This is a genomic window from Sphingobacterium multivorum (assembly GCF_900457465.1).
GTDB classification, from domain to species: Bacteria; Bacteroidota; Bacteroidia; order Sphingobacteriales; family Sphingobacteriaceae; genus Sphingobacterium; species Sphingobacterium multivorum.
This window is the reverse complement of the sequence record NZ_UAUU01000011.1, coordinates 1,607,084-1,626,603: the sequence shown is the minus strand read 5'-3', so window position 1 is coordinate 1,626,603 and position 19,520 is coordinate 1,607,084. Positions and strand designations below refer to the sequence as shown.

General features: G+C 40.8%; 22 protein-coding genes and 1 pseudogene. 11 read left to right on the top strand and 12 right to left on the bottom strand.

All coding sequences use genetic code 11. From position 1 onward, the window contains the following. Positions 1-254 precede the first annotated feature (254 nt). The 3 genes from DTA23_RS24395 to DTA23_RS24385 all read left to right on the top strand — a co-directional run bounded on the left by DTA23_RS24395 (position 255) and on the right by DTA23_RS24385 (position 3,125). Positions 255-1,433 (top strand): helix-turn-helix domain-containing protein, encoded by a 1,179-nt coding sequence (locus DTA23_RS24395; RefSeq protein WP_146753198.1) that lies wholly within the window; start codon positions 255-257, stop codon positions 1,431-1,433. Between the two features lie 91 nt (positions 1,434-1,524). Next, complete coding sequence (locus DTA23_RS24390) at positions 1,525-2,220, top strand: hypothetical protein (RefSeq protein ID WP_070565717.1); 696 nt, start codon at positions 1,525-1,527, stop codon at positions 2,218-2,220. Positions 2,221-2,240: 20 nt separating this feature from the next. After that, positions 2,241-3,125, top strand: a complete 885-nt coding sequence (locus DTA23_RS24385; RefSeq protein WP_146753196.1) for a hypothetical protein — start codon at positions 2,241-2,243, stop codon at positions 3,123-3,125. Positions 3,126-3,190: 65 nt separating this feature from the next. On the opposite strand, the gene DTA23_RS24380 is transcribed toward DTA23_RS24385, so the two are convergent. The 3 genes from DTA23_RS24380 to DTA23_RS24370 all read right to left on the bottom strand — a co-directional run bounded on the left by DTA23_RS24380 (position 3,191) and on the right by DTA23_RS24370 (position 7,505). Continuing rightward, a complete protein-coding gene (locus DTA23_RS24380) occupies positions 3,191-4,048 on the bottom strand; it encodes a helix-turn-helix domain-containing protein (protein WP_070565720.1) in 858 nt (285 codons plus the stop codon). Positions 4,049-4,249: 201 nt separating this feature from the next. Beyond that, on the bottom strand, positions 4,250-6,514 hold the full coding sequence (gene ggpS, locus DTA23_RS24375; RefSeq protein ID WP_112376271.1) for a glucosylglycerol-phosphate synthase: 2,265 nt from the start codon (positions 6,512-6,514) through the stop codon (positions 4,250-4,252). Position 6,515: 1 nt separating this feature from the next. Then, entirely contained in the window at positions 6,516-7,505 is a 990-nt protein-coding gene (locus DTA23_RS24370) for an NAD(P)H-dependent glycerol-3-phosphate dehydrogenase (protein ID WP_112376270.1), read from the bottom strand. Positions 7,506-7,684: 179 nt separating this feature from the next. Here DTA23_RS24370 and DTA23_RS24365 point away from each other — a divergent pair, with 179 nt between their 5' ends. Further along, the gene (locus DTA23_RS24365; protein WP_112376269.1) at positions 7,685-8,992 is read left to right on the top strand and encodes a mechanosensitive ion channel family protein; all 1,308 of its coding nucleotides are present in this window, start codon (positions 7,685-7,687) and stop codon (positions 8,990-8,992) included. Here DTA23_RS24365 and DTA23_RS24360 read toward each other — a convergent pair. The 5 genes from DTA23_RS24360 to DTA23_RS24340 all read right to left on the bottom strand — a co-directional run bounded on the left by DTA23_RS24360 (position 8,989) and on the right by DTA23_RS24340 (position 12,743). Then, entirely contained in the window at positions 8,989-9,348 is a 360-nt protein-coding gene (locus DTA23_RS24360; protein WP_112376268.1) for a barstar family protein, read from the bottom strand. The two genes, DTA23_RS24365 and DTA23_RS24360, sit on opposite strands and share 4 nt — an antisense overlap. 376 nt (positions 9,349-9,724) lie before the next feature. Beyond that, positions 9,725-10,192, bottom strand: a complete 468-nt coding sequence (locus tag DTA23_RS24355) for a hypothetical protein (RefSeq protein ID WP_112376267.1) — start codon at positions 10,190-10,192, stop codon at positions 9,725-9,727. Between the two features lie 148 nt (positions 10,193-10,340). Continuing rightward, entirely contained in the window at positions 10,341-11,492 is a 1,152-nt protein-coding gene (locus tag DTA23_RS24350) for a cysteine desulfurase family protein (RefSeq protein WP_112376596.1), read from the bottom strand. A 1-nt stretch (position 11,493) separates the two neighbouring features. Next, complete coding sequence (locus DTA23_RS24345; protein WP_112376266.1) at positions 11,494-12,228, bottom strand: hypothetical protein; 735 nt, start codon at positions 12,226-12,228, stop codon at positions 11,494-11,496. Between the two features lie 173 nt (positions 12,229-12,401). Next, the gene (locus tag DTA23_RS24340; protein ID WP_070570596.1) at positions 12,402-12,743 is read right to left on the bottom strand and encodes a winged helix-turn-helix transcriptional regulator; all 342 of its coding nucleotides are present in this window, start codon (positions 12,741-12,743) and stop codon (positions 12,402-12,404) included. Positions 12,744-12,832: 89 nt separating this feature from the next. Here DTA23_RS24340 and DTA23_RS24335 point away from each other — a divergent pair, with 89 nt between their 5' ends. Next, complete coding sequence (locus tag DTA23_RS24335) at positions 12,833-13,342, top strand: dihydrofolate reductase family protein (RefSeq protein ID WP_112376265.1); 510 nt, start codon at positions 12,833-12,835, stop codon at positions 13,340-13,342. Positions 13,343-13,428: 86 nt separating this feature from the next. Here DTA23_RS24335 and DTA23_RS24330 read toward each other — a convergent pair whose 3' ends face one another. Continuing rightward, complete coding sequence (locus DTA23_RS24330) at positions 13,429-13,680, bottom strand: hypothetical protein (RefSeq protein ID WP_112376264.1); 252 nt, start codon at positions 13,678-13,680, stop codon at positions 13,429-13,431. A gap of 248 nt (positions 13,681-13,928) precedes the next feature. Between DTA23_RS24330 and DTA23_RS24325 the strand changes: the two genes are divergently transcribed. The 6 genes and pseudogenes from DTA23_RS24325 to DTA23_RS24305 all read left to right on the top strand — a co-directional run bounded on the left by DTA23_RS24325 (position 13,929) and on the right by DTA23_RS24305 (position 17,787). After that, the gene (locus DTA23_RS24325) at positions 13,929-14,498 is read left to right on the top strand and encodes a Crp/Fnr family transcriptional regulator (protein ID WP_070570592.1); all 570 of its coding nucleotides are present in this window, start codon (positions 13,929-13,931) and stop codon (positions 14,496-14,498) included. A gap of 10 nt (positions 14,499-14,508) precedes the next feature. Then, positions 14,509-16,197, top strand: a complete 1,689-nt coding sequence (gene ilvD / locus DTA23_RS24320; RefSeq protein WP_070570590.1) for a dihydroxy-acid dehydratase — start codon at positions 14,509-14,511, stop codon at positions 16,195-16,197. A gap of 365 nt (positions 16,198-16,562) precedes the next feature. Beyond that, positions 16,563-16,670: pseudogene (locus DTA23_RS30690) on the top strand (TM2 domain-containing protein); the annotation flags it as partial. A gap of 24 nt (positions 16,671-16,694) precedes the next feature. Further along, the gene (locus tag DTA23_RS28170; RefSeq protein ID WP_201639097.1) at positions 16,695-16,886 is read left to right on the top strand and encodes an SHOCT domain-containing protein; all 192 of its coding nucleotides are present in this window, start codon (positions 16,695-16,697) and stop codon (positions 16,884-16,886) included. An 82-nt stretch (positions 16,887-16,968) separates the two neighbouring features. Next, positions 16,969-17,268 (top strand): hypothetical protein, encoded by a 300-nt coding sequence (locus tag DTA23_RS24310; RefSeq protein WP_070570588.1) that lies wholly within the window; start codon positions 16,969-16,971, stop codon positions 17,266-17,268. A 24-nt stretch (positions 17,269-17,292) separates the two neighbouring features. Beyond that, positions 17,293-17,787: an alpha/beta hydrolase gene (locus DTA23_RS24305; RefSeq protein ID WP_201303623.1), complete on the top strand. Its 495-nt coding sequence runs from the start codon at positions 17,293-17,295 to the stop codon at positions 17,785-17,787. A gap of 138 nt (positions 17,788-17,925) precedes the next feature. Here DTA23_RS24305 and DTA23_RS24300 read toward each other — a convergent pair whose 3' ends face one another. The 3 genes from DTA23_RS24300 to DTA23_RS29860 all read right to left on the bottom strand — a co-directional run bounded on the left by DTA23_RS24300 (position 17,926) and on the right by DTA23_RS29860 (position 19,420). Further along, a complete protein-coding gene (locus DTA23_RS24300; protein WP_112376263.1) occupies positions 17,926-18,339 on the bottom strand; it encodes a hypothetical protein in 414 nt (137 codons plus the stop codon). Positions 18,340-18,534: 195 nt separating this feature from the next. Continuing rightward, entirely contained in the window at positions 18,535-18,906 is a 372-nt protein-coding gene (locus DTA23_RS24295) for a response regulator (RefSeq protein ID WP_070570584.1), read from the bottom strand. A gap of 391 nt (positions 18,907-19,297) precedes the next feature. Continuing rightward, positions 19,298-19,420, bottom strand: a complete 123-nt coding sequence (locus tag DTA23_RS29860) for a hypothetical protein (protein WP_256604652.1) — start codon at positions 19,418-19,420, stop codon at positions 19,298-19,300. Positions 19,421-19,520: the final 100 nt, after the last annotated feature.

Genomic DNA, 19,520 nt, shown 5'->3' with positions numbered 1-19,520 from the left:
TAATCGAGAACTGTGCTGTCATTGATAAAATCACTATCTCCGCTTAAGCGATCGAAGCATAAACCGAAAAACGAAAAAGCAACCTATATCAGTAATCTCATTCGACAGCAGTTTGATATTGTATCGCATGGAACCCTAACAGATTTATCCGTTTGGATGGACACGGACAAGACCAGTAAAGATCATTGCTAATTTGTAAAAAAAAGCTTACTCGTCGCCCCGCTGTCCGTAAATGGTTGGATCGGGGTACTTATATGGATGATGTAGCACCATTTGATCAATTATGTTTAAATTCACGTTACAATGATAACTTGCTACGGCCCATGATCAATATACTCTATACCTTTCATGCTTTTTCAGCGGGTGCATTTCTGTTGCTCGGCACCTTAATCGTTATGGGTGTCAACCACAGTTGTTCCCACGCAGACCGGTGGCTTGGGACTTGGTATTATTTGATGGCATGCTTATTTACCCAGCTTTTTCTGGAAGGTTTTCATATCGAGAGCAATGGATTGATCCATACGCTGGAACTCCCGCGATGGGCAACACTCCCCTGCTTCTATCTGGCCGTTCACTACATGGTCAAACCAACAGCAACAATTCGGTATTGGGGACTACATTTTGTTCCATTCCTCGCTTTCGTTTTCTTCTCGATCATCTATTTAATACCCGGACTTTTTAATAAACACATCCATCCTCCTCAATTACCGCAATGGATCATCTTTGCTATCAAATATTTCTTTTTTGCACAATGTATCTTTTATTGGATTGCCTGTTATAGGCTCTTCAAAATACACCAGAAAAACATTCGCCAACTATCTTCCTATACGGAAAAGATAAACATGGCCTGGTTGAAGTATCTATTGATCGCGCTCTTATTGATGATTGTTGCCCGCCTGCTGGCTATGGTATATATAGTTTTTAGTGCTGTCGCCCCAATTTTATATTTTATGGGCACTGTGGCACTTGCCTACGCAACGTTAACACAACGGTCAATTTACACAATTGAGTCTACAGAAAACCTCATCAACGAAGCGGAGCATAAAAAGGTTAAAGCCGAAGAGCGGCTGACAGCAAAACAAGTAGACGCATTAAAAGAAAAACTAGTACAGAAAACAGCAGCTGAAAAGCTATATCTCGACCCGGCTTTGATACTATCATCCCTCGCGGAGCATATCGGAATCAATCCGCATGATCTGTCGTACATCATAAACAATGGGCTGGAAAAAAATTTTTACCAGTTTATCAACGGGCTTCGAACGGAGGAAGCGAAAATACTTTTATTATCCGAAGAGGCCAAGCTACTTGATATGTTTGGAATCGCAATAAGGGCAGGTTTCAATTCAAGAACAACCTTTTATGCCAGCTTCAAAAAAGCAACAGGCATTACGCCGACAGAATATATGAAAGTCAATAGTAAACAATCAAACTAACCCGACGCAATGAAGTTTGTTCGATTGCATCCATTCGGACGGTTAGCCTATCAAAAAGACCTACTCTTGTATCAAATCAACAAAAGAAATTATGATACAATACACCAAACCAAGCGGGTACTCGAGAGCGATCCGCCAATTTTCCAAAGCAACATATGGTCTTCTGGTGGGAGCATGTTGTCTTTTTGCTTCGATTGATACATTTGCCCAGTCCGCCTCTAAAGATAGCCCCCAGCAACAACAGTTGGTTCCGCTAAAATCATTTCAAGGTTACTACCAGCTACCCAATAAAGTAGCTTTCATTGCTTTCGAGGAGCAAGATAACAACCTGTATGCGACACAGCTGTGGGATCAGAAAAAAAGATATCAGCTGGTCCGTAAAGATGATACGCATTTTGAATCCAAAAATGAAGGCTACGCCATAGAATTTTTAAAGGATGATTCCGGCGATTTTAGCCAAACCAAGATACTGGGTAGGATTTTATGTGAGCGCGTGCCATTTGACCCCACTAAAATCGCGAGTTTAACCGCATCTCAACTGAAACAACTTGCCGGAACTTACCTCAAGGTAAATGATAACAACTTTAAGATTCAAATAGATCCCTCCTCAACAGGCCTAACGCTTACGCAATCGTGGGATAACAAAACAATTTCATTTACCCCACGATCGGAATTTTTCTTTCTAAATGATGATGGTACCTTCCCATTGACATTTTCTGTTGCCAATGGAAAGGTGGAGCAAATGCAGTGTTTCGAAAATGATGTCTGGCTAAAGACGGACCAATAATCCTATTCAAGAAAAATAATATGAACAGATCTATTGTCTGCTTATTCCTTCTGCTAATAGGTACCTTTGGGTTAAGTGCCCAACAGGTGGCGGATGAAAAGTTTCATTATCCCATCACCGATCCGCTGGTGCGGATCGGTGATGGACCGCTACTCCTATTTGACGAGGCACACAACAATCCGGTTACTTTGAGAGGAGCCTACGCTCCTTTTTCAGATCTTCTGCAAGCTGATGGATATCGCCTCCGAAGTGCCAAAGAAAAAATCTCTTACGATCAATTAAAGGAAGTGAAAATTTATATCAGCATAAATGCCTTATATAATCCAGAAAACTGGAAATTACCCACCTATTCAGCCTTTACCGATCAGGAGATAGAAACACTCAGTCAATGGGTATTTGATGGCGGAAGCCTATTTCTAGTGACCGACCACATGCCTTGTGCCGGATCTGTACAAACGCTTGGTGCGGCATTTGGGATTCATATCGTGAACGGTTTTGCCTTACCTAAGAATGGACGTCCCGAGATCTTTTCAAAGGATAGAGGCACACTGTTATCCAATGAAATAACCACTGGATCAGGTAAGGAAATAGACAGTATCATGTGCTGGGGTGGAACAGGCTTTATCATACCAACGAAGGCACATATTATTTCTTTATTAAATGAAGAATATGACATCTACCTACCCAATGATGCGAATCAGATAAAAAGACCTATTCCAGACAATATTCCCCGATTGTCGGGCAAAAGGTTTGCAAACGGCGCTTACCTGCAATTTGGGAAAGGGAGAATTGTGGTATTCGGAGATGGTGCTCCTTTTTCGGCACAACTCCATGGCATCAAAAGTGAAAAAAGAGGAATGAACCACCCGGCCGCAAAACAGAATGCCCAATTTTGCTCAATATAGTTCATTGGCTTGACCAATGACCTGATTTGGCTAGTCTAATGCTGATTCCTCTAGAAATAAATTTGTCATATAATTGATATACGATAGTCGAGTGGACTAATTCTTGTTTTCTTTTTAAACAGTCTGGTTAATGACTGAGGTTGATCAAATTGCATTTTTTTAGCGATTTCAGCTACTGATAAATCAGTTTCAGCAAGTAATTCCTTTGCTATTTTAACAATAAAATTGTCAATATGATACTGTGCTGTATTTTTAGAAGTTTTTAAAGAAACATCATTGAGAAATCGTGTTGTACAATTTAGTTTCTTGGACAATAATGTTAAACTAGGAAGTAAAAACAAGCATTTTCTTTTGTTATCAAAAAGAGTGTGCAGCTCGCTCATGAAATCTTTTTGTAACGCGCTAAACTCATTCAGCTTATCTTCCATTAACTGTTGATAAAACCTTTGCATATGTTGTAAAAGCAAATCAAGATAAGAAATAAGTATTTTAGACTGCGTTTCACTCATGGGCATCTTAGTCTCGAGGTCTATCAGTTCAAAGATATTTTTTATAAGTCTATAATCGTTATTCGATAAGATCATCGATTCCTGAATGGAGTATTCTAGAAACCCAAATTCTTTCAATTTATTTCGCAGACTATATCCTGTAAATAGATCTGAACGGAATGCAAAATAAGCCCCTTCTTTAAAATATCCTCTTAGTTCTTGAACCGGAAAATACTGGCTGCTGAAAAATAATAAGATATGTTGTCCACGATGATCCTTAGTTGAACATCCAAACACAATCAAGAAATATTTATCATCAATCCATCTTTTGGCAGAATCAAAAAATTGCTCCTCATTTCTAAAATTGTCAAAATAATAACTGAAGCTTGCACTGAAAGCATTTTGAAATTCATTATTATTACCTGTATTTATCATATTTTATTTTTTCTTCGAGACTTTGCGCGTTATTTTTTTATTGAATTATTCCCTCAAGAAAAACCCTCTTTAAAACAATATTGTTTGTAAAATAGAGGGATTTCCTAAAGGATACATCTAGCAGCTTCGTTTTCAACGTTATTTCTAACTCTTTTTTTCTAAGATGGCTAAAAAAGCACGTTTGACACCTAAGACTAGCAGTTACTTCTTTTCAGGAACAATTGCTTTACCCGATTTTTCGAGCTCTTTCACAAAATCCCGCCCCCAGTAATGGATATCGTAGTGCTCAATATGCTCGTACAGCCTGCGCGCCCTGACCTGAGCCTCTCCGGGTTCCATGACCAAGGCTTTCAACAGTGCATCTTTCATGCTCTTACGGTCGTAGGGATTGGTCAATATGGCATAAGGCAATTCGACCGAGGCACCTGCAAATTCTGAGAGCACAAGAATCCCAGGAGTCTCCAATAACCCATGGGTCGCAATGTATTCCTTTGCGACTAGATTCAGTCCGTCCCGTAGAGGCGTGATCCAGGCAATATCACTCAGCGCATAGTGTTTGACCACTTCCTCAAAAGGTAAGGCCCTGTAAAAATATTGGATCGGGGTCCAGTTCATCGTTGCAAATTTACCGTTGATCTCACCCACGGCCTGATTCACCTGATCCCGAATTTCGTCATAGATCGTCATCCCCTGCGATGGCGGCGTACAGACATTGACCAGTTCGATCTTGCCCCTAAATTCTGGGTATTCGGCCAGAAATTCACCAAAAGCCTGGATTTTTTCCAAGGGGCCTTTGACGTAATCCAGGCGCTCGATGGATATGATACGCGTTATTCCCGATCCGGCTTTGTTTTCTTTGAGGGCATTGATCTCGGTCTTAACCTTATCATCTGTCAAAATCTGTTCGATATGATCCCTGTTGACCCCCACCGGTTGCGCGCCAAGCCTAATCTGCCGGCCATCCACCTCTATGATCTTGGTCATCTGATCGACGCCGAGCGCACAGCTATAGGTCAGGAACTGATTGGCGACATCAACTTTTTTGACCACTTTAAATGGTGTATGGCTACGGATCACATCCACAAAATTCTCGACATAACGCGGGATATGAAAACTGATAAAATCACAGAGCAGTAGGCTGCCGATAATCTCTTTGCGCCAGGGAATAATATTGAAAATATCTGCTGCCGGAAAAGCCGTATGATGAAAAAAGCCAATTTTCAGGTCCGGGCGCATGGTCTTTAAAAAAGAAGGCACCATCCACAGATTATACTCATGGATCCAGACCAGCGCCTCCTCGTCGGCCTCGCGGGCAATCCGCTCGGCAAAGCGCTTGTTGATCATCAGGTAATGTTCCCAGTCCTCGTGGTTGAATTTTGCCCGGTCAACAAAGGAAAAGATCGTCGGCCAGAACGCCTCTTTGGAGAATACACGATAGAACTTATCGATATCCTCTTTAGACAGCGATAGGGTGGAAGCGACCAGATTAGGATATCGGCTTTCGTCCACCAACTGATTTGGAACCAGCTTTCCGTCCTGCTGGATGACTTCCTCCCCGATCCAAAGACCGGAGCGTCCCTTTTCAAATAAGCCCAGCAGCGAGGGAATAATGCCATTTGGACTTCTGGGCGGTACCCTTACCGTCTTACCATTGACCGACTCCTTTTCAAAAGGCAGCCGATGGTACACCATCACCAGCTGGTCTGATTTTTTGGATTTTCTTTTTTGAGGCAACGATTTTTGTTCCCCGCGGATCAACTGCTGAAACGGGCGGTATTTGCCCATATATTCCAGTATACCGCCCGCCCCAGCGGCCTCTGCACTGTACGCTGTATCCAACTGATCAATGGCCTGCAGCAGCCCCGGCTCAGATTTTCCGACAGCAACACCACGAAAGCCGATCTCAAACAAGGCCAGATCATTCAGTGTATCGCCAGCTACCATCACATCATCTGGGTCAACGGCCAGAAATTCAACCAGCTTCTTTAATGTTGTCCCCTTATTGACACCTCTGGGGAGCAAGTCCAGGTATTTATCGGCCGAAGTAATAATATCACAGTCATACCTGTCAGCCACCTGCTGCACCAGACTATGGTCAACCCCTGCTTCATAATAAAATGAACTGCGGCGCTGCTGCGGCACATGTTGATAATTCAACTGCGGTATTTCCTCCAGCGCTGCCCGGATGGCATAAGTCTGCGGCCATTTTTCCTCAATCTCACTCTGCAGCGGCTCAATCGCTTCCAGGCTATGGCCGTTAACGACCGTGGCGCCCACATCCGCAATAATGAAATCTGGCACCGGAATAAGCGGGTCGCTCAGCAGCGGCAATACCGACTCCAGCCCTCTTCCGGTAACAAAGACCAGCTGCATATTCGGGCTAGTTTTTATCAATCTATATAATCTGAGGCGGTCTTCCATCTTTCCGCCCAAAAAAGTTCCATCTAAATCTGTTGCTAATAGCATATTATTTTATATTCCTTTCTAAAAGTTTAAATTCATCAATTGCGGCCATATGGTTGTATAGCACACGATATGTTGTCTGTAAGAGGGGCAAATTGAGCCCGAGGCTCGAGACCGTCGCCATCAGCCCCCGGGTTGCAAAATATCCTTCAGCGACCATGCCCATGAGTTGACGGGCTTCGAACACCGAATATCCCTGGCCAAGGTATTTACCGAAAGTCCGGTTACGGCTATGCGCGGAGTAACCCGTCACCAATAGGTCGCCCAAATAGGTGGAGCTCCCCAGCCGGACATCGGGCGCACCAAGGGAATGCAGCAACAGCCCCAGTTCGTCAATCGCATTGGCCACAAGCACCGCCATAAAGTTGTCACCGTAGTGGAGTCCTTCAGCCATGCCACAGACGATGGCGACGACATTTTTGTAAATAGCGGCGTACTCCACGCCCAGCATATCGCAGCTATAATTTACCTGCGTATAGCTTGAAGCGAAGCCCTTGGAAATCTTACGGATAAAGGATTCGTTGGGACCGCAAAGGGTCATATAGGTTTTCTTGTTCCGTGCGATTTCTTCGGCATGGCATGGTCCTGCAATGATTGCCTGCTGAAAATCTTCCAATTCAAAATACCTAGCGAGATAAGCACTGGGAAGCAGGTTGTCCGGGCCGACGGTTCCTTTAATAGCGGTGATCACAAACTTTTCGGCAAGGTCCTCTTTGGGGATTGCGGCGCAAACTTTGTCCAAATGCGCACTGGGCACGACGAAAAGGATTACTTTCGATCGGGCCACGATCTCGTCCAGCTGATCGGACGCATAAATTTTTGTATTGTCAAGTTTTAAAAACGATAGGTAGTCAGGGTTAACAGCATCCCGGTTTATCGAGCGCACCTGCTCTGAACGCCGCAAGTACCAGTTGGTATGAATGCTATTTTCTGTCAAAATTTTAACCAGGGCCGTGGCCCAACTCCCACCACCTATCACACTAATCTCATTCAAATCGTTGGGGGTTTTAAAGACGCGAAACAGAAGAAATTTCGCCGTCGGGTTATCTATTAATTTACTAATATACGTAAAAATTAATCAATAAGCAAACTTTACACATAAAAACAGCGTTAAAGGGGTATTTTCCACGCCAAAATCCGTGTTTATATTTCTTCGTAAATTTGTTCGTTCATATGAAAAATTTAAACATGCTTAACTTCAATGAACAATCACCAAGTTCAATTTATCAGTACATTTTTAATTTCTTTGCCAAATTGGATTTATCCGAGCAGCAGGCACATATTGTTACGGCCGCCGGATTACTTTTTGCTTTTGCGGTGATGCTCTATGCGCTCGATTATATCATGCGCAAAGTATTTTATTCCGCATTGAACCGGATTGCCCAGCGAACCTCGACCAAATGGGATGATTATCTTTTGGAAAACAAGGTGCATGTACGCGTGAGCCGCACCCTGCTCGTGCTGCTTACACGGCAGCTGCTACCGGTGATCTTCGTTGGTTTTCCGGTGCTTACAGCCGCTATTGTCAAGTTTCTGGATATCGTGGTATTGTTCACCATCTACTATCTGGCCAATAGCTTGTTAAAAACCTGCCGCGATATTTTTCGTGGTACAAATGTGTTTAGGGACAAACCCATCGACAGCTACCTGCAAGTGGTACAGATCTTTTTAATATTTGTGATCGGTACACTGGTCGTTTCCCTGCTGACCGGCAATTCGCCCTGGTCTTTTCTGGTTTCGCTAGGGGCGGCATCCGCCATCCTCATGCTCGTATTTAAGGATACAATCCTGGGCTTTGTGGCCAGTATTCAGGTGTCGGCAAATGACTCGGTCCGCGTAGGAGACTGGATAGAAATGCCTAAATACGGTGTAGACGGCGACGTGCTGCAGATTAACCTCAACAATGTGAAGATACAAAATTGGGATAAGACCATTGTCACCATTCCGACCTATACCCTACTGAGCGATTCATTTAAAAACTATCGTGGGATGCAGGAGACCGGTGGCCGTCGGATAAAACGGGCATTGAACATTAAAATGTCTTCGGTACGCTACCTCAGTGAGGAGGAAGTCACGGCATTGAAAACGATCCGGCTGCTAGCTCCCTATATCGAAAAAAGAGAGCGCGAGATTGCCGAGTACAATAAAACCTGGCATACAGACAGCTCCTCGCCCGTCAATGGTCGCAGGATGACCAATATCGGCCTGTTCAGGGCCTATGTACTCGCCTATGCCAAACATAACCCCAATATCCATCAGGAACTTACTTTATTGGTCCGTCAGCTAGCCCCTAGCGAATACGGTATTCCACTGGAACTCTACATGTTTACCAAGGGGACACAATGGGCCTATTTCGAAGATACGATGGCCGATATTTTTGACCATTTACTTGCTGCCATTAAGCACTTTCACCTGCAGGTATTTGAACTGCCAGCATCTGATGACCTGAGGGTGCTCGGTGCAATGGAGCCCCGCTCCTAATCGCGACCTCTCTGTTGCGATCTAGGTTTGCCCAGTGGTTTCAATCTTATTGCCGCTGGGTAACTACAATCATTAACTGCGCAAAACAAAACATCAAAATATATCCTCAATTGCTCTTCCGAAAGTACAGGAATTTCTTCATATACCAATGTGATTCCTTTTTTACTAATCCAGCTAAAATCTCTTAGACAATCAAATACAGCACTCCAATTTTCCCCAAAATAATCTGGAAAAGTAAGAATATTGCTCAACTTTCTAAATAATTCATTTTCACCTTCTACTTTGGGCAGATATGCAACGTACTCAACTTCGTTGAAGTAGGCAATCGGATATTCTAAAAATTTAATTTTCTTCATTTTATCAATTAATCAAGTTAATCCTACATTACAAAAAATAGGATTTCTTACTAACAGAGTATTATGACCATTACCGCCGGCTCCTTTTGGCACATTTAAAATTGCTACAAATGTTCCACCTTTAAATTGTCTTTGAAATGGCGTTCTGCCCCCTTCACTTTGTTGATGTTAAGCTACGTATTTTCGTAAGTATAAGAAAAGCCGTCATCCCCTTCTGCATTCCGGTATCTCCCTACTCAACAGCTAGAAATAATTTTTTTTAAAACCAAACAGGATTCAATATTGTATTAATAGTACTTTTCAGAAATAGGTAGTAATTATGAAGTCTTGAGATCCTCCCAGACTCAAGGTTTTTTATTCCTTTTATATCCTTTTTTCATCGAACATCGTCCTTTATCCACTTTAATTCCCCACGTTGTATCATGGCTATATACTTTTGCACGTGATCATCGGTCAATAAGCAATTGTCGTCAAGGTGGTAATTGAACTGCTTAGTGAAGGTGTCATATTGAATACTTCCTACATAAGCATTATTGAGGTATATATGCCAAAGGCTGTATTTCTTGGCCCGTACTTCCACTACCTGGCGTTTTCCATGATGATAAAATAACTCAGGCACATCCGTATCAAAGCGAAGTATAAGGGCGTCAATGCACGCTTCCTTAATGTCATCGGCCAGTACACCGAATGCCAATTCCCACACTCCCTGAGATTTCCTGAAAACATAAAAAGCAAGACCATTTTTGTTGTAAAGATGATAATCTTTCATGCCCATGCTTTTATCATGCACGGTAATTTGAGCGTACATTACCCGATTTCGGCTAAAGATTTCCAGAGGTTTCATTTCACAATATTACTAATAATATTAGTAATATTGTATACAGTAAAGATATTTAGGATTTCACATTTTTTATATGCCCTTGGATGGATGAGGCCTCTCATAGCTGGTAGAGCGACCGCCAAAGAAATCGACATAGCTCGCTCTTATATCGCTAAAGGCAGTGGTGTCGATGTAGCGATTTATTATTGTGCAATTGGTTTATGATCTCGCTAACAGCTTCCACAGTTTGTCCGATTTCTTCTGCTGTAGTGAAACGCCCTAAACTAAATCTTAGTGCATTAAATGCCTCATCCCTACTCAATCCCATAGCTTGAAGTACAGGAGAAGGTGCTGCTTCAAAATAACTGAGTACTGAGCAGTTGGAAACACATATATTATCGAGTTTTTGAACAATATTTTCGCTGTTAATACCATCAAAACGTATTGTACATGTTGTATAGATCCTGTGTGTTTTAGAACCTATTAATTTCGTCCCTCCGATTGCCAATAATTGTTGTTCTAAGATATCACGTAGTTTGCCAATGCGTTCTTCGTCTTCATTCATCTGTAAAGCTGCGAGTTCAGCGGCTTTGCCCATACCAACGATACCCGGCACATTAAGTGTACCATTTCTTGCCTCGCCTTCATGTCCACCAGAAAAAATAAGCGGTTTCATAGGTACTTCGGGTCTAAAATAAATACCGCCTATACCCGTTGGCCCATAAAATTTATGGGCAGAGAATGTGAGGATATCTATTAATGATCGTGCGCGAACAGGGAGTTTTCCGACAGATTGGCTTCCATCGGTCATAAAAAAGGCGTCATGAGCATGTGTTATTTCCGCAATTCGCTCTATGTCCTGAATCACACCAGTATCATGGTTGACATGCATCACACATACTAAAGCTGTAAGAGGTGTAAAGGCCCGCTCTAGTTCTTCAAGGTCTATCAATCCGTCGCTATCGACAGAAAGGTAAGTAACCGCAATACCATTGGTCTCAAGATACCTGCAGGTATCCAAAACTGTGGGATGCTCTGTCTGTACAGTTATAATATGTTGTTTCCCGGGCCTCAATAATCCACGTAATCCCATATTGATAGCTTCAGTAGCACCAGCTGTAAAGAAAATATCTTCTGCATTGGTATCTATAAGATCAGCAATCTGTCTCCTACTCTTCTCGACCGCAGTATCTAAATATTTGCCTAGTTTATGACGACTTGCTGCGTTACCATACTTGTCTGTCAAATAGGGCATCATTTCGTCTAAGACCCTAGGATCCATTGGAGTGGATGCATTGTTGTCAAGATATATAATTTTGTCCATGTTAGTCGATTTGTCTTGCGTCATTCTTTTCATCCTCATCATACGTTTTGAGCATATAGTGTTGTCCTAGGTTTCCCTCAAAGACTTTTATTTCGGCAGTCGTTGGCGGATGCGGAAAATCACCTTCCCATTTCAAAAAAAATAAATTCATCCACCGAGTTCCCCATTCTCTGTTCTCAAATATGGCATCGTTGTAATTTCCTCCAAAAGTAATTACCCAGGATGGTAGCCCCACTTCAGCACGCTCCCATTTAACGACTTGCCGCGCATTAAAAATGTTTATAAGAGATAGCAGCCCGTAGGAATAGACAGTTGAAAAGAGAAAAATAGCGCTTATATAAAAGAATTTCGAAAGTGCTTTTGGAATAATGATTTTTTTTAACCCGATTAACATACTAATGGTTACCATCACAGCTCCACCCAACAGAACCGCCCACGGTAAAAAGTACCAATCATCTTTCAAATGAACTTGATCATATAGCAAAAATGCAAATTCTAGCACTATAACAAAAGTTAATAATCCCAACCCAGATCTGTTGATGAAATATTCAGTCCGCCAATTTTTAAAAAAAAGAACTAATATTAATCCAGAAAACAGTCCGTAAAACAAAGCTATGTATTGATTAAAAAGCATAAAACCTGCACTGTAAAAAATCATAACTAATAACAAACCGATTAAAACTAATCCATCGAATTTCTCGTTTAAATAAGTGCTAAGCTTTTGTATAATACGCATAAATTAGGCTTTTGGTTAACCTTACACGCCTAAGATTAGCCGCATAGGATAAATAACATTAGCTTAAAGATAAATATTATTTATCAATACTTAATAAGGTTAGGAATAATTATTCGGATTGTTACATAGAGAAGGCTCCAAACTTCCCCAAATGAGCTGTTAAAATAGAAACCTCATTTTGCTTTAATTTTATCTCTATGCTTTAGACCAAATTTAATTAAAGCATTGGCAACTTCCTCCGTTTCTTTAGCATAGGCGGTAAGCGCATAAGAAACAGTTACAGGTTTGGTGTCATTAACCGTTCTACTAATCAGTAAATTATCTTCTAATTCCTGAAGTTCCTTGGATAGAACTTTTGGGGATATTCCCTGAGCCATCTCTTGCAGATCTTTAAACCGCATTGGGCCGTGTTTCTGCAAATTGTGTAGGATACAAAATTTCCATTTACCACTGAGCAATTCAATGCCATCTTTTAATGCCAATATAGTTTCTTTACCAATATTTTTATTGCTCATAAGATAGTTACTTTCCTAAAGGTAATGAATAGTAAATATATATTGAATATCCAATAGTTTTGTTGTACAAAAATTTAAAGAAAATCATTATGAAAGTAACAGTAATCGCAAATATTTCGGCTAATGGAAGAATTTTGATATCCGATAATCCGCATCATAAACTGCCACCGGAAGCAATGGAATTTTACATACAATTTGTAAAACGGATTGGAAATGTAGTGATAGGATTGAAAACATTTGAAAATTTTCTAAATTTTCCAGATCCGATAAAAGATCATTTTAATGGAATAGAAATCATCATATTGGCCGATAAACCTTATACGGCTGACGGCTACAAGACTGTTGCAAGTCCTGAAGAAGCAATTGCATATATGTCTGCAAAAGGAGTGCGGGAAATAGCCGTTGGTGGCGGAGCAGGTACTTTCAACGCTTTTTTGGATAAGAATTTGGTTACCGATATTTATTTTAACATCAGCCCTATAATTACTGGAGCTGGAGCAATTTTAGCAAGCAATGAGGATTTAAGTTCAACGTTCAAGTACCAAGGTCAGAAGCTTAAAAACGGTTTTCTTCAATTGCATCTAACGAAAGAAGACTGAATAACAACAGACCAAAAATGTCTTTCAAAAATAGTTGAATGACGGAAACAAACCCGCTAAAATTATTTCTTTCGGATCTATATCTTTCAATTGGCGACTGAATCCACACGACGATAAGTATATACATCATGGTTAAGGGCGCCGGCGAGCGGAAAGAGAATAAGAAAACCGCCAGCTGTCGACTCACTCGGCACGACTAAATCACCATGGTTATCTAGTGCAAAGCAAATAGTCTCGGTAAAGAATCTATTAACTAATACATAGATGTCAAGGTCGGTATTTCTGAAAGAAACAAAGTTTTGCGGTTCGGGCTTAATTTTCCTCGTTCTTTCACGCACGACATTTCCTAAGGTATAAATTAGTTTGAAATGGATTTTTTTTTGGGTGAGCTGTGGTCAAACGAACAGCTTTTGCACCTAACAAATAAATAATTTGTGCATATTTCAATGTTGTATTAGCTCTAAACTTACCAAATTTCCATTATCTCAAAGGAGAATAAAACTTTAATAAATCGTTGACGTTTTTGACCAATGTCAACGACTATATCCTAATATAAAGTGCATCTTTGACCTATAAATAATAAGCGATGAGAGAGCAACTATTACAATTGTTACGTGAAAAAGCGTTGTTAAACGAACAGCAATTAACGGAGGCCCTAACTTATTTTAAACCCCAATCGATAAAGAAAAATGACCATCTGCTCAACGAAGGTTCCATTGCAGACTATCTTTTCTTTGTCGGAAAGGGCTGTCTGCGCCTATATTTTCGCAATGACGAACTATCAACGGCAACCCGATTCATGGCTTTTGAGCATACTTTTCTAACCTCTATCGTCAGCTTCATTTCCAGACAGCCAGCTACAGAATTTATCCAAGCCGTAGAAGATACGGAGGTCCTAAGCATCAGCAACACTGATTTTATCTTTTTGAGAGCAAATATGCCCGGCTGGGACAATTTTTATATCTACATCCTCGAATATGGATTAACTGTTGTTAATAATAAGCTCAGCAGCTTATTAACCCAAACTGCTAAAGAACGTTATCGCGATCTATTGAAAAATAATCCCGAACTCATACAGCGTTTGTCTAATGCTAACCTTGCGGCTTATCTGGCGATATCACCCGAAACACTAAGTAGGTTAAAATCTACTATTTAACTAATAAAAAATGAGAAGCGACGAAGTAAAGCAGGGATACCAACGTACTCCCCATAGAGCCCTATTTCGGGCCACAGGCGTAAATGATAACGATTTTGATAAGCCTTTTATTGGAGTGGCAAATTCCTTTATCGAAATTATACCCGGACATTTTTTTCTGAATAAGGTTGCTGAGATCATTAAAGACGAAATCAAGGCAAACGGATGTATTCCTTTTGAATTCAACACGATCGGTATTGACGATGGTATTGCTATGGGACACGATGGAATGCTGTACTCGCTCCCCAGCCGAGAATTGATTGCCAACTCAATTGAAAGCGTCATGAATGCACACAAATTGGATGCTATGATAGCTATCCCTAACTGCGATAAGATTGTACCCGGCATGATTATGGGTGCGCTACGTGTAGATGTGCCTACAATCTTTGTCAGTGGAGGCCCCATGAGAAAAGGGTATATCAAAGATGGCACTGCCATTGACCTGTCTACAGCTTTTGAGGCTGTAGGCAAACACGAAGCAGGCTTAATCAGTGACGAAGAGCTCAAAGACATCGAGTGTAATGCATGCCCCAGTGGTGGTAGTTGCTCGGGTATGTTTACAGCAAATTCCATGAACACCCTGATGGAAGCTATGGGTATAGCACTACCTGGTAATGGAACCATATTGGCATTAACACCCGAGCGTGAAAATCTATATCGGGAATCAGCCAGAAGGATCTGTGAAATCGCCAAAGACAATCAGCTTTCCAAACAATTCAAACTTAAAAACATCATCAATGAAAAAGCCATCCAGAATGCTTTTGCAGTGGATATGGCCATGGGCGGTAGTACCAATACTGTCCTTCATATGCTTGCTATAGCTCACGAAGCGGAAATAGATTTTCAGCTTAGGGACATTAACTCAATATCAGATCAAGTAGCGCACATTGCAAAAATATCGCCCAGTTTAAGCACCGTCCACATGGAAGACGTCCATCGCGCCGGAGGAGTAAACGCTGTAATGAACGAAATGACCAAGCGCAACAACCATGTCCTTCAGGATAATATAACGATCAGTGGCGAAATGTTATTCAAAAAGATTGCCAATGCAGCGATCAAAGATGCAACAATCATACATACAATAAATAATCCATACAGTCCTGTTGGAGGATTGGCGATTCTATTCGGAAATCTTGCAGAGCAGGGAGCCGTTGTAAAATCTGCAGGAATCACTGGCGAAAAGAATTTTAGCGGGACTGCGGTTTGCTATGATAGTCAAGAAGAGGCCATAGTAGGCATCCTTGCCGGTGAGATCAAAGCTGGAGATGTTGTGGTGATCCGTTACGAAGGTCCCAAAGGTGGCCCGGGGATGCAGGAAATGTTGACACCTACTAGCCTGATCATGGGGATGGGATTGGGCAGTTCTGTAGCGTTGGTAACAGATGGCCGATTCAGCGGAGCTACCCGCGGAATAGCTATTGGACATGTCTCACCTGAGGCTGCTGAAGGTGGATTGATTGGATTACTAAAAAACGGAGACTATATCGTTATTGATATCGACCAACATATGCTTTCAGCTGACATTAGCGAAGATGAGATTCAATTGCGAAGAAAAGGCTTTATTCCGATCAGAAAAAAACTAAATTCTAAATGGTTGAGTCAATATCGGCAGCTTGTTGGCAATGCTAGTAGTGGTGCCATATTAAATTGTGATTTTTGAAAATAAAACCGTTTCAGTTTAGCAAAATTGACATCTTAGGCTAATTCTAATGTATTTAGGCAAATAAGGAAGGTAACAGAAAAAGAACAGAACTGGTGGTGGTTACCATCATGGCATGCTATTTTTCAATCGGGCAAGGTTAATACCAAAGCCTACTATACATTATTTATTCTGAATGAATATGTTGGTCAATTTTAACTATCTAGATTATTACAAGCTGTAAGGCTAAGATATTGGTTTGAAAGTGGGATCGGTTACGGAAAACCGTAAGAATGTCTAACAGGCAATCCTTAGGTTTGAAAAGACAATACAAACCGCATTAATCAATAACATATGAAAGATAAAACAACCGCAGCTTTAATGGCATTTTTCTTGGAGTATTTGGTGCACATAGATTTTACCTAGGGCAGACCGGATTAGGTTTCCTTTATCTCCTTTTCTGTTGGACGCTTATACCTGCTTTTATCGCATTGATCGACTTTATTGCTTTTCTAACAATGCGCAAAGAGAATTTTGATTTAAAATACAACCGCGTATATTTTTCACAACCCGTCGTTCATAATTATGTGCCTATCTCCCCCATTACCCAAAAAGATGCTGCGACTGAAATAGAACGATTACATGGATTGATGGAAAAAGGAATGATTACACAAGCAGAATTTGAGGATGCAAAACGTAAACTGCTGTAAAGGATTGATGAATGTCAAGAGAGACATTATTAGCTATGACCTGGAAAAATAGGGCATCAAATGGCACCTTTATAACGGTTAAATGAGGCAATATGAAATCAAACTTTTATTCGAAGATTTGGGAATTGGTTATAAAAAAGAATGTGAAGTATGGCATTATTACAATGATGAGCTTGGTGACCATCGCTATAGTCGGTGGTTTCACTTTAAAGGATCATTTCAAGACAAAAATTATGTCAGCCAAACAAATCAAATTTGTCCCATAATCGATCTCGTTCCAATTAATGAGAATTTCAGCATAGGCTTTAGCGAAAATAATCAACCTACGGCATTGTCCCAAATCAACGTGGCTATGGTAACTCATCCTGCCCAACTGAAGTAACGGATTATAACATAAAGCACTGGACTGCTGACCTTATCCGCTCTACTTGATCATTTCGGATACAAAGATGCTACCTTCGTCGGTCATGACTGGGGTGCTAATGTGGTGTGGAATCTCGCACTATTGTATCCTGAACGGGTAAATAAAATAATAAACTTAGCGCTGCCTTATCAGGAGCGCGGAGAACAACCATGGACTGAACTGATGGAAATCCTATTTGGAGAAGACTTCTACTTTGTTCATTTCAATAAGCAGATCGGAATTGCAGATGCCATAATGAATGAAAACGTACACCGGTTCCTGCGGAACATATTCCGCAAGGATATCCCTCCCGCTCGACCTGATCCCGGCATGCTCATGATCAATCCCGCGAGAGCAGTAGAACCAATTGGCAAGCCTCTGATGGAAGAAAGCGAACTGTCTGTATTTGTCTCGACCTTTGAATCCGCTGGATTTACCGGAGCAAACAAATCGTATTATATCTGCTTAATGAGAAGGCTAATTTGTCATTTTACGTAGCAAAAATTGGGAGTGTTTTCGTGGTCATGTTGTGGAATTTTATTGACAATTATTTCTTTGTATTCCATCAATAGCACTGAGTGTAATTAGATTAACAGGATAATAGCAAGTTCATCGATTGTCAACCAGCTCGTATTGTTACATAGCATTACCCATTCGCCATTGCGAAAATCTACATCCATTATAAAAAAACCGATCAATCATAATTTGCAAGGTTCCACCGCCATGCAAAACAGAAACCTCAACCACTTGCTTTTGACCACACACGTCACATTCGAACTTTATATCCTTTTTCATCGAATATCGTCCTTTATCCACTTTAATTCCCCACGTTGTATCATGGCTATACTTTTGCACGTGATCATCGGTCAGTAAGCAATTATCTACGAGGTGGTAATTGAACTGCTTACTGTCATACTGAATACTTCCTACATAAGCATTATTGAGATAAATATGCCAAAGGCTGTATTTCTTGGCCCGAACTTCCACTACCTGGCGTTTTCCATGATGATAAAACAACTCAGGCACATCCGTATCAAAGCGAAGCCTCATATATAGGCTGCTTAATATGAGTAAGAAGTGGCGCGACATACTTCGGTAATTTTGTAGCTAAATATATAGTGGTATTTCGCAAAGTCTAATAAGAGTACCATCTGATCAGGAGAGCAAATATATACGCCTCCGACGTCATTGTTCTTGCCTTCAGAATACTATAGTGCCGGCAAGCTATATTGTGACGATTGGGCATTACGATTCACTTTCATAAACAAATCTTCGTATGTAGTTTTCCAGATCAGTAAGTTCAAAAGGCTTTGCTAGAAAACCCTCGGCCCCACATTCCAAAGAGATTCTTCTTCCGTCGATATGACCTGACATCATAATCACAGGCAGCTTATCATATTTAGCTGAACTCTTGAGATCACGCAGTATCATGTCACCATTCCGTGCATGCATATGAATGTCCAAAAAGAGTATATCAGCATTCATAGTATCCAACACTTCCGTCAGGACTAAACTGTTTGCTACAGATATAACAATCGTATAATGATTCTCTAACACCAAGGAAAATGCATTTAGTATTTCTTTATCATCATCGCACACTACTATTGTCTTTTTCATCTTATTTTTTTAAGAAATATTTTTTTCATCACTTATTAAAAAATGGATCTTAGGCATAAGATCCACCTTCCTTGATTGTTGATTAGCTCTTAATGAGCTTTTCCATTGAGTAAGTCTATCGCCCTAGAGCTTTTTAAAATTGAACCCCCATCGAATATATTTGGTTCTACTTCAAACGTCATTACCCATACTTCACGTGTATATTCAGACGAAGACGTATAAAAACATCGCTTTGTGATGAAACTCATTTTGTTGTCAAAACAATGGGTATATCATTCAGCTTTGCAAATTAAAAAAGCGAGCAAAAGCCTGGTGATAATCCAGACTGTATACCCGCTTCAAAATAATCTGCCTTGTGCAAGTGCAAAAAATAAGCTACCTTTTCGATTGCCTATTTCTTTTTTTTACGGAAAACATTATCCGTTAACTCTTTAGAGGAGCCATCTTTTTCCTTTTGATAAGAAGATTGTGCTTTCTCTTTGGTGCTTTTTTCCTTTTTAATGTCTTTACTCATGATGTATGGATTTTATAAAGTGATGGTCCTTTTACTTTCAATAGCTATGATTGATCGGAAGGAATAATATTAAGCTGAATCGTATTTACTCTTTGAAGTA

Coding starts and splice junctions, on each gene's coding strand:
- DTA23_RS24325 (WP_070570592.1), top strand. CDS start 13,929: ATGAGAGAGCAACTATTACAATTGTTACGTGAAAAAGCGTTGTTAAAC.
- DTA23_RS24360 (WP_112376268.1), bottom strand. CDS start 9,348: ATGAAGAAAATTAAATTTTTAGAATATCCGATTGCCTACTTCAACGAA.
- DTA23_RS24295 (WP_070570584.1), bottom strand. CDS start 18,906: ATGAAAAAGACAATAGTAGTGTGCGATGATGATAAAGAAATACTAAAT.
- DTA23_RS24345 (WP_112376266.1), bottom strand. CDS start 12,228: ATGCGTATTATACAAAAGCTTAGCACTTATTTAAACGAGAAATTCGAT.
- DTA23_RS24395 (WP_146753198.1), top strand. CDS start 255: ATGGATGATGTAGCACCATTTGATCAATTATGTTTAAATTCACGTTAC.
- DTA23_RS24340 (WP_070570596.1), bottom strand. CDS start 12,743: ATGAGCAATAAAAATATTGGTAAAGAAACTATATTGGCATTAAAAGAT.
- DTA23_RS24300 (WP_112376263.1), bottom strand. CDS start 18,339: ATGAGGCTTCGCTTTGATACGGATGTGCCTGAGTTGTTTTATCATCAT.
- ggpS (WP_112376271.1), bottom strand. CDS start 6,514: ATGCTATTAGCAACAGATTTAGATGGAACTTTTTTGGGCGGAAAGATG.
- DTA23_RS24380 (WP_070565720.1), bottom strand. CDS start 4,048: ATGATAAATACAGGTAATAATAATGAATTTCAAAATGCTTTCAGTGCA.
- DTA23_RS24385 (WP_146753196.1), top strand. CDS start 2,241: ATGAACAGATCTATTGTCTGCTTATTCCTTCTGCTAATAGGTACCTTT.
- DTA23_RS29860 (WP_256604652.1), bottom strand. CDS start 19,420: ATGAGTAAAGACATTAAAAAGGAAAAAAGCACCAAAGAGAAAGCACAA.
- DTA23_RS28170 (WP_201639097.1), top strand. CDS start 16,695: ATGCGCAAAGAGAATTTTGATTTAAAATACAACCGCGTATATTTTTCA.
- DTA23_RS24310 (WP_070570588.1), top strand. CDS start 16,969: ATGAGGCAATATGAAATCAAACTTTTATTCGAAGATTTGGGAATTGGT.
- DTA23_RS24350 (WP_112376596.1), bottom strand. CDS start 11,492: ATGGACAAAATTATATATCTTGACAACAATGCATCCACTCCAATGGAT.
- DTA23_RS24390 (WP_070565717.1), top strand. CDS start 1,525: ATGATACAATACACCAAACCAAGCGGGTACTCGAGAGCGATCCGCCAA.
- DTA23_RS24335 (WP_112376265.1), top strand. CDS start 12,833: ATGAAAGTAACAGTAATCGCAAATATTTCGGCTAATGGAAGAATTTTG.
- DTA23_RS24355 (WP_112376267.1), bottom strand. CDS start 10,192: ATGAAACCTCTGGAAATCTTTAGCCGAAATCGGGTAATGTACGCTCAA.
- ilvD (WP_070570590.1), top strand. CDS start 14,509: ATGAGAAGCGACGAAGTAAAGCAGGGATACCAACGTACTCCCCATAGA.
- DTA23_RS24365 (WP_112376269.1), top strand. CDS start 7,685: ATGAAAAATTTAAACATGCTTAACTTCAATGAACAATCACCAAGTTCA.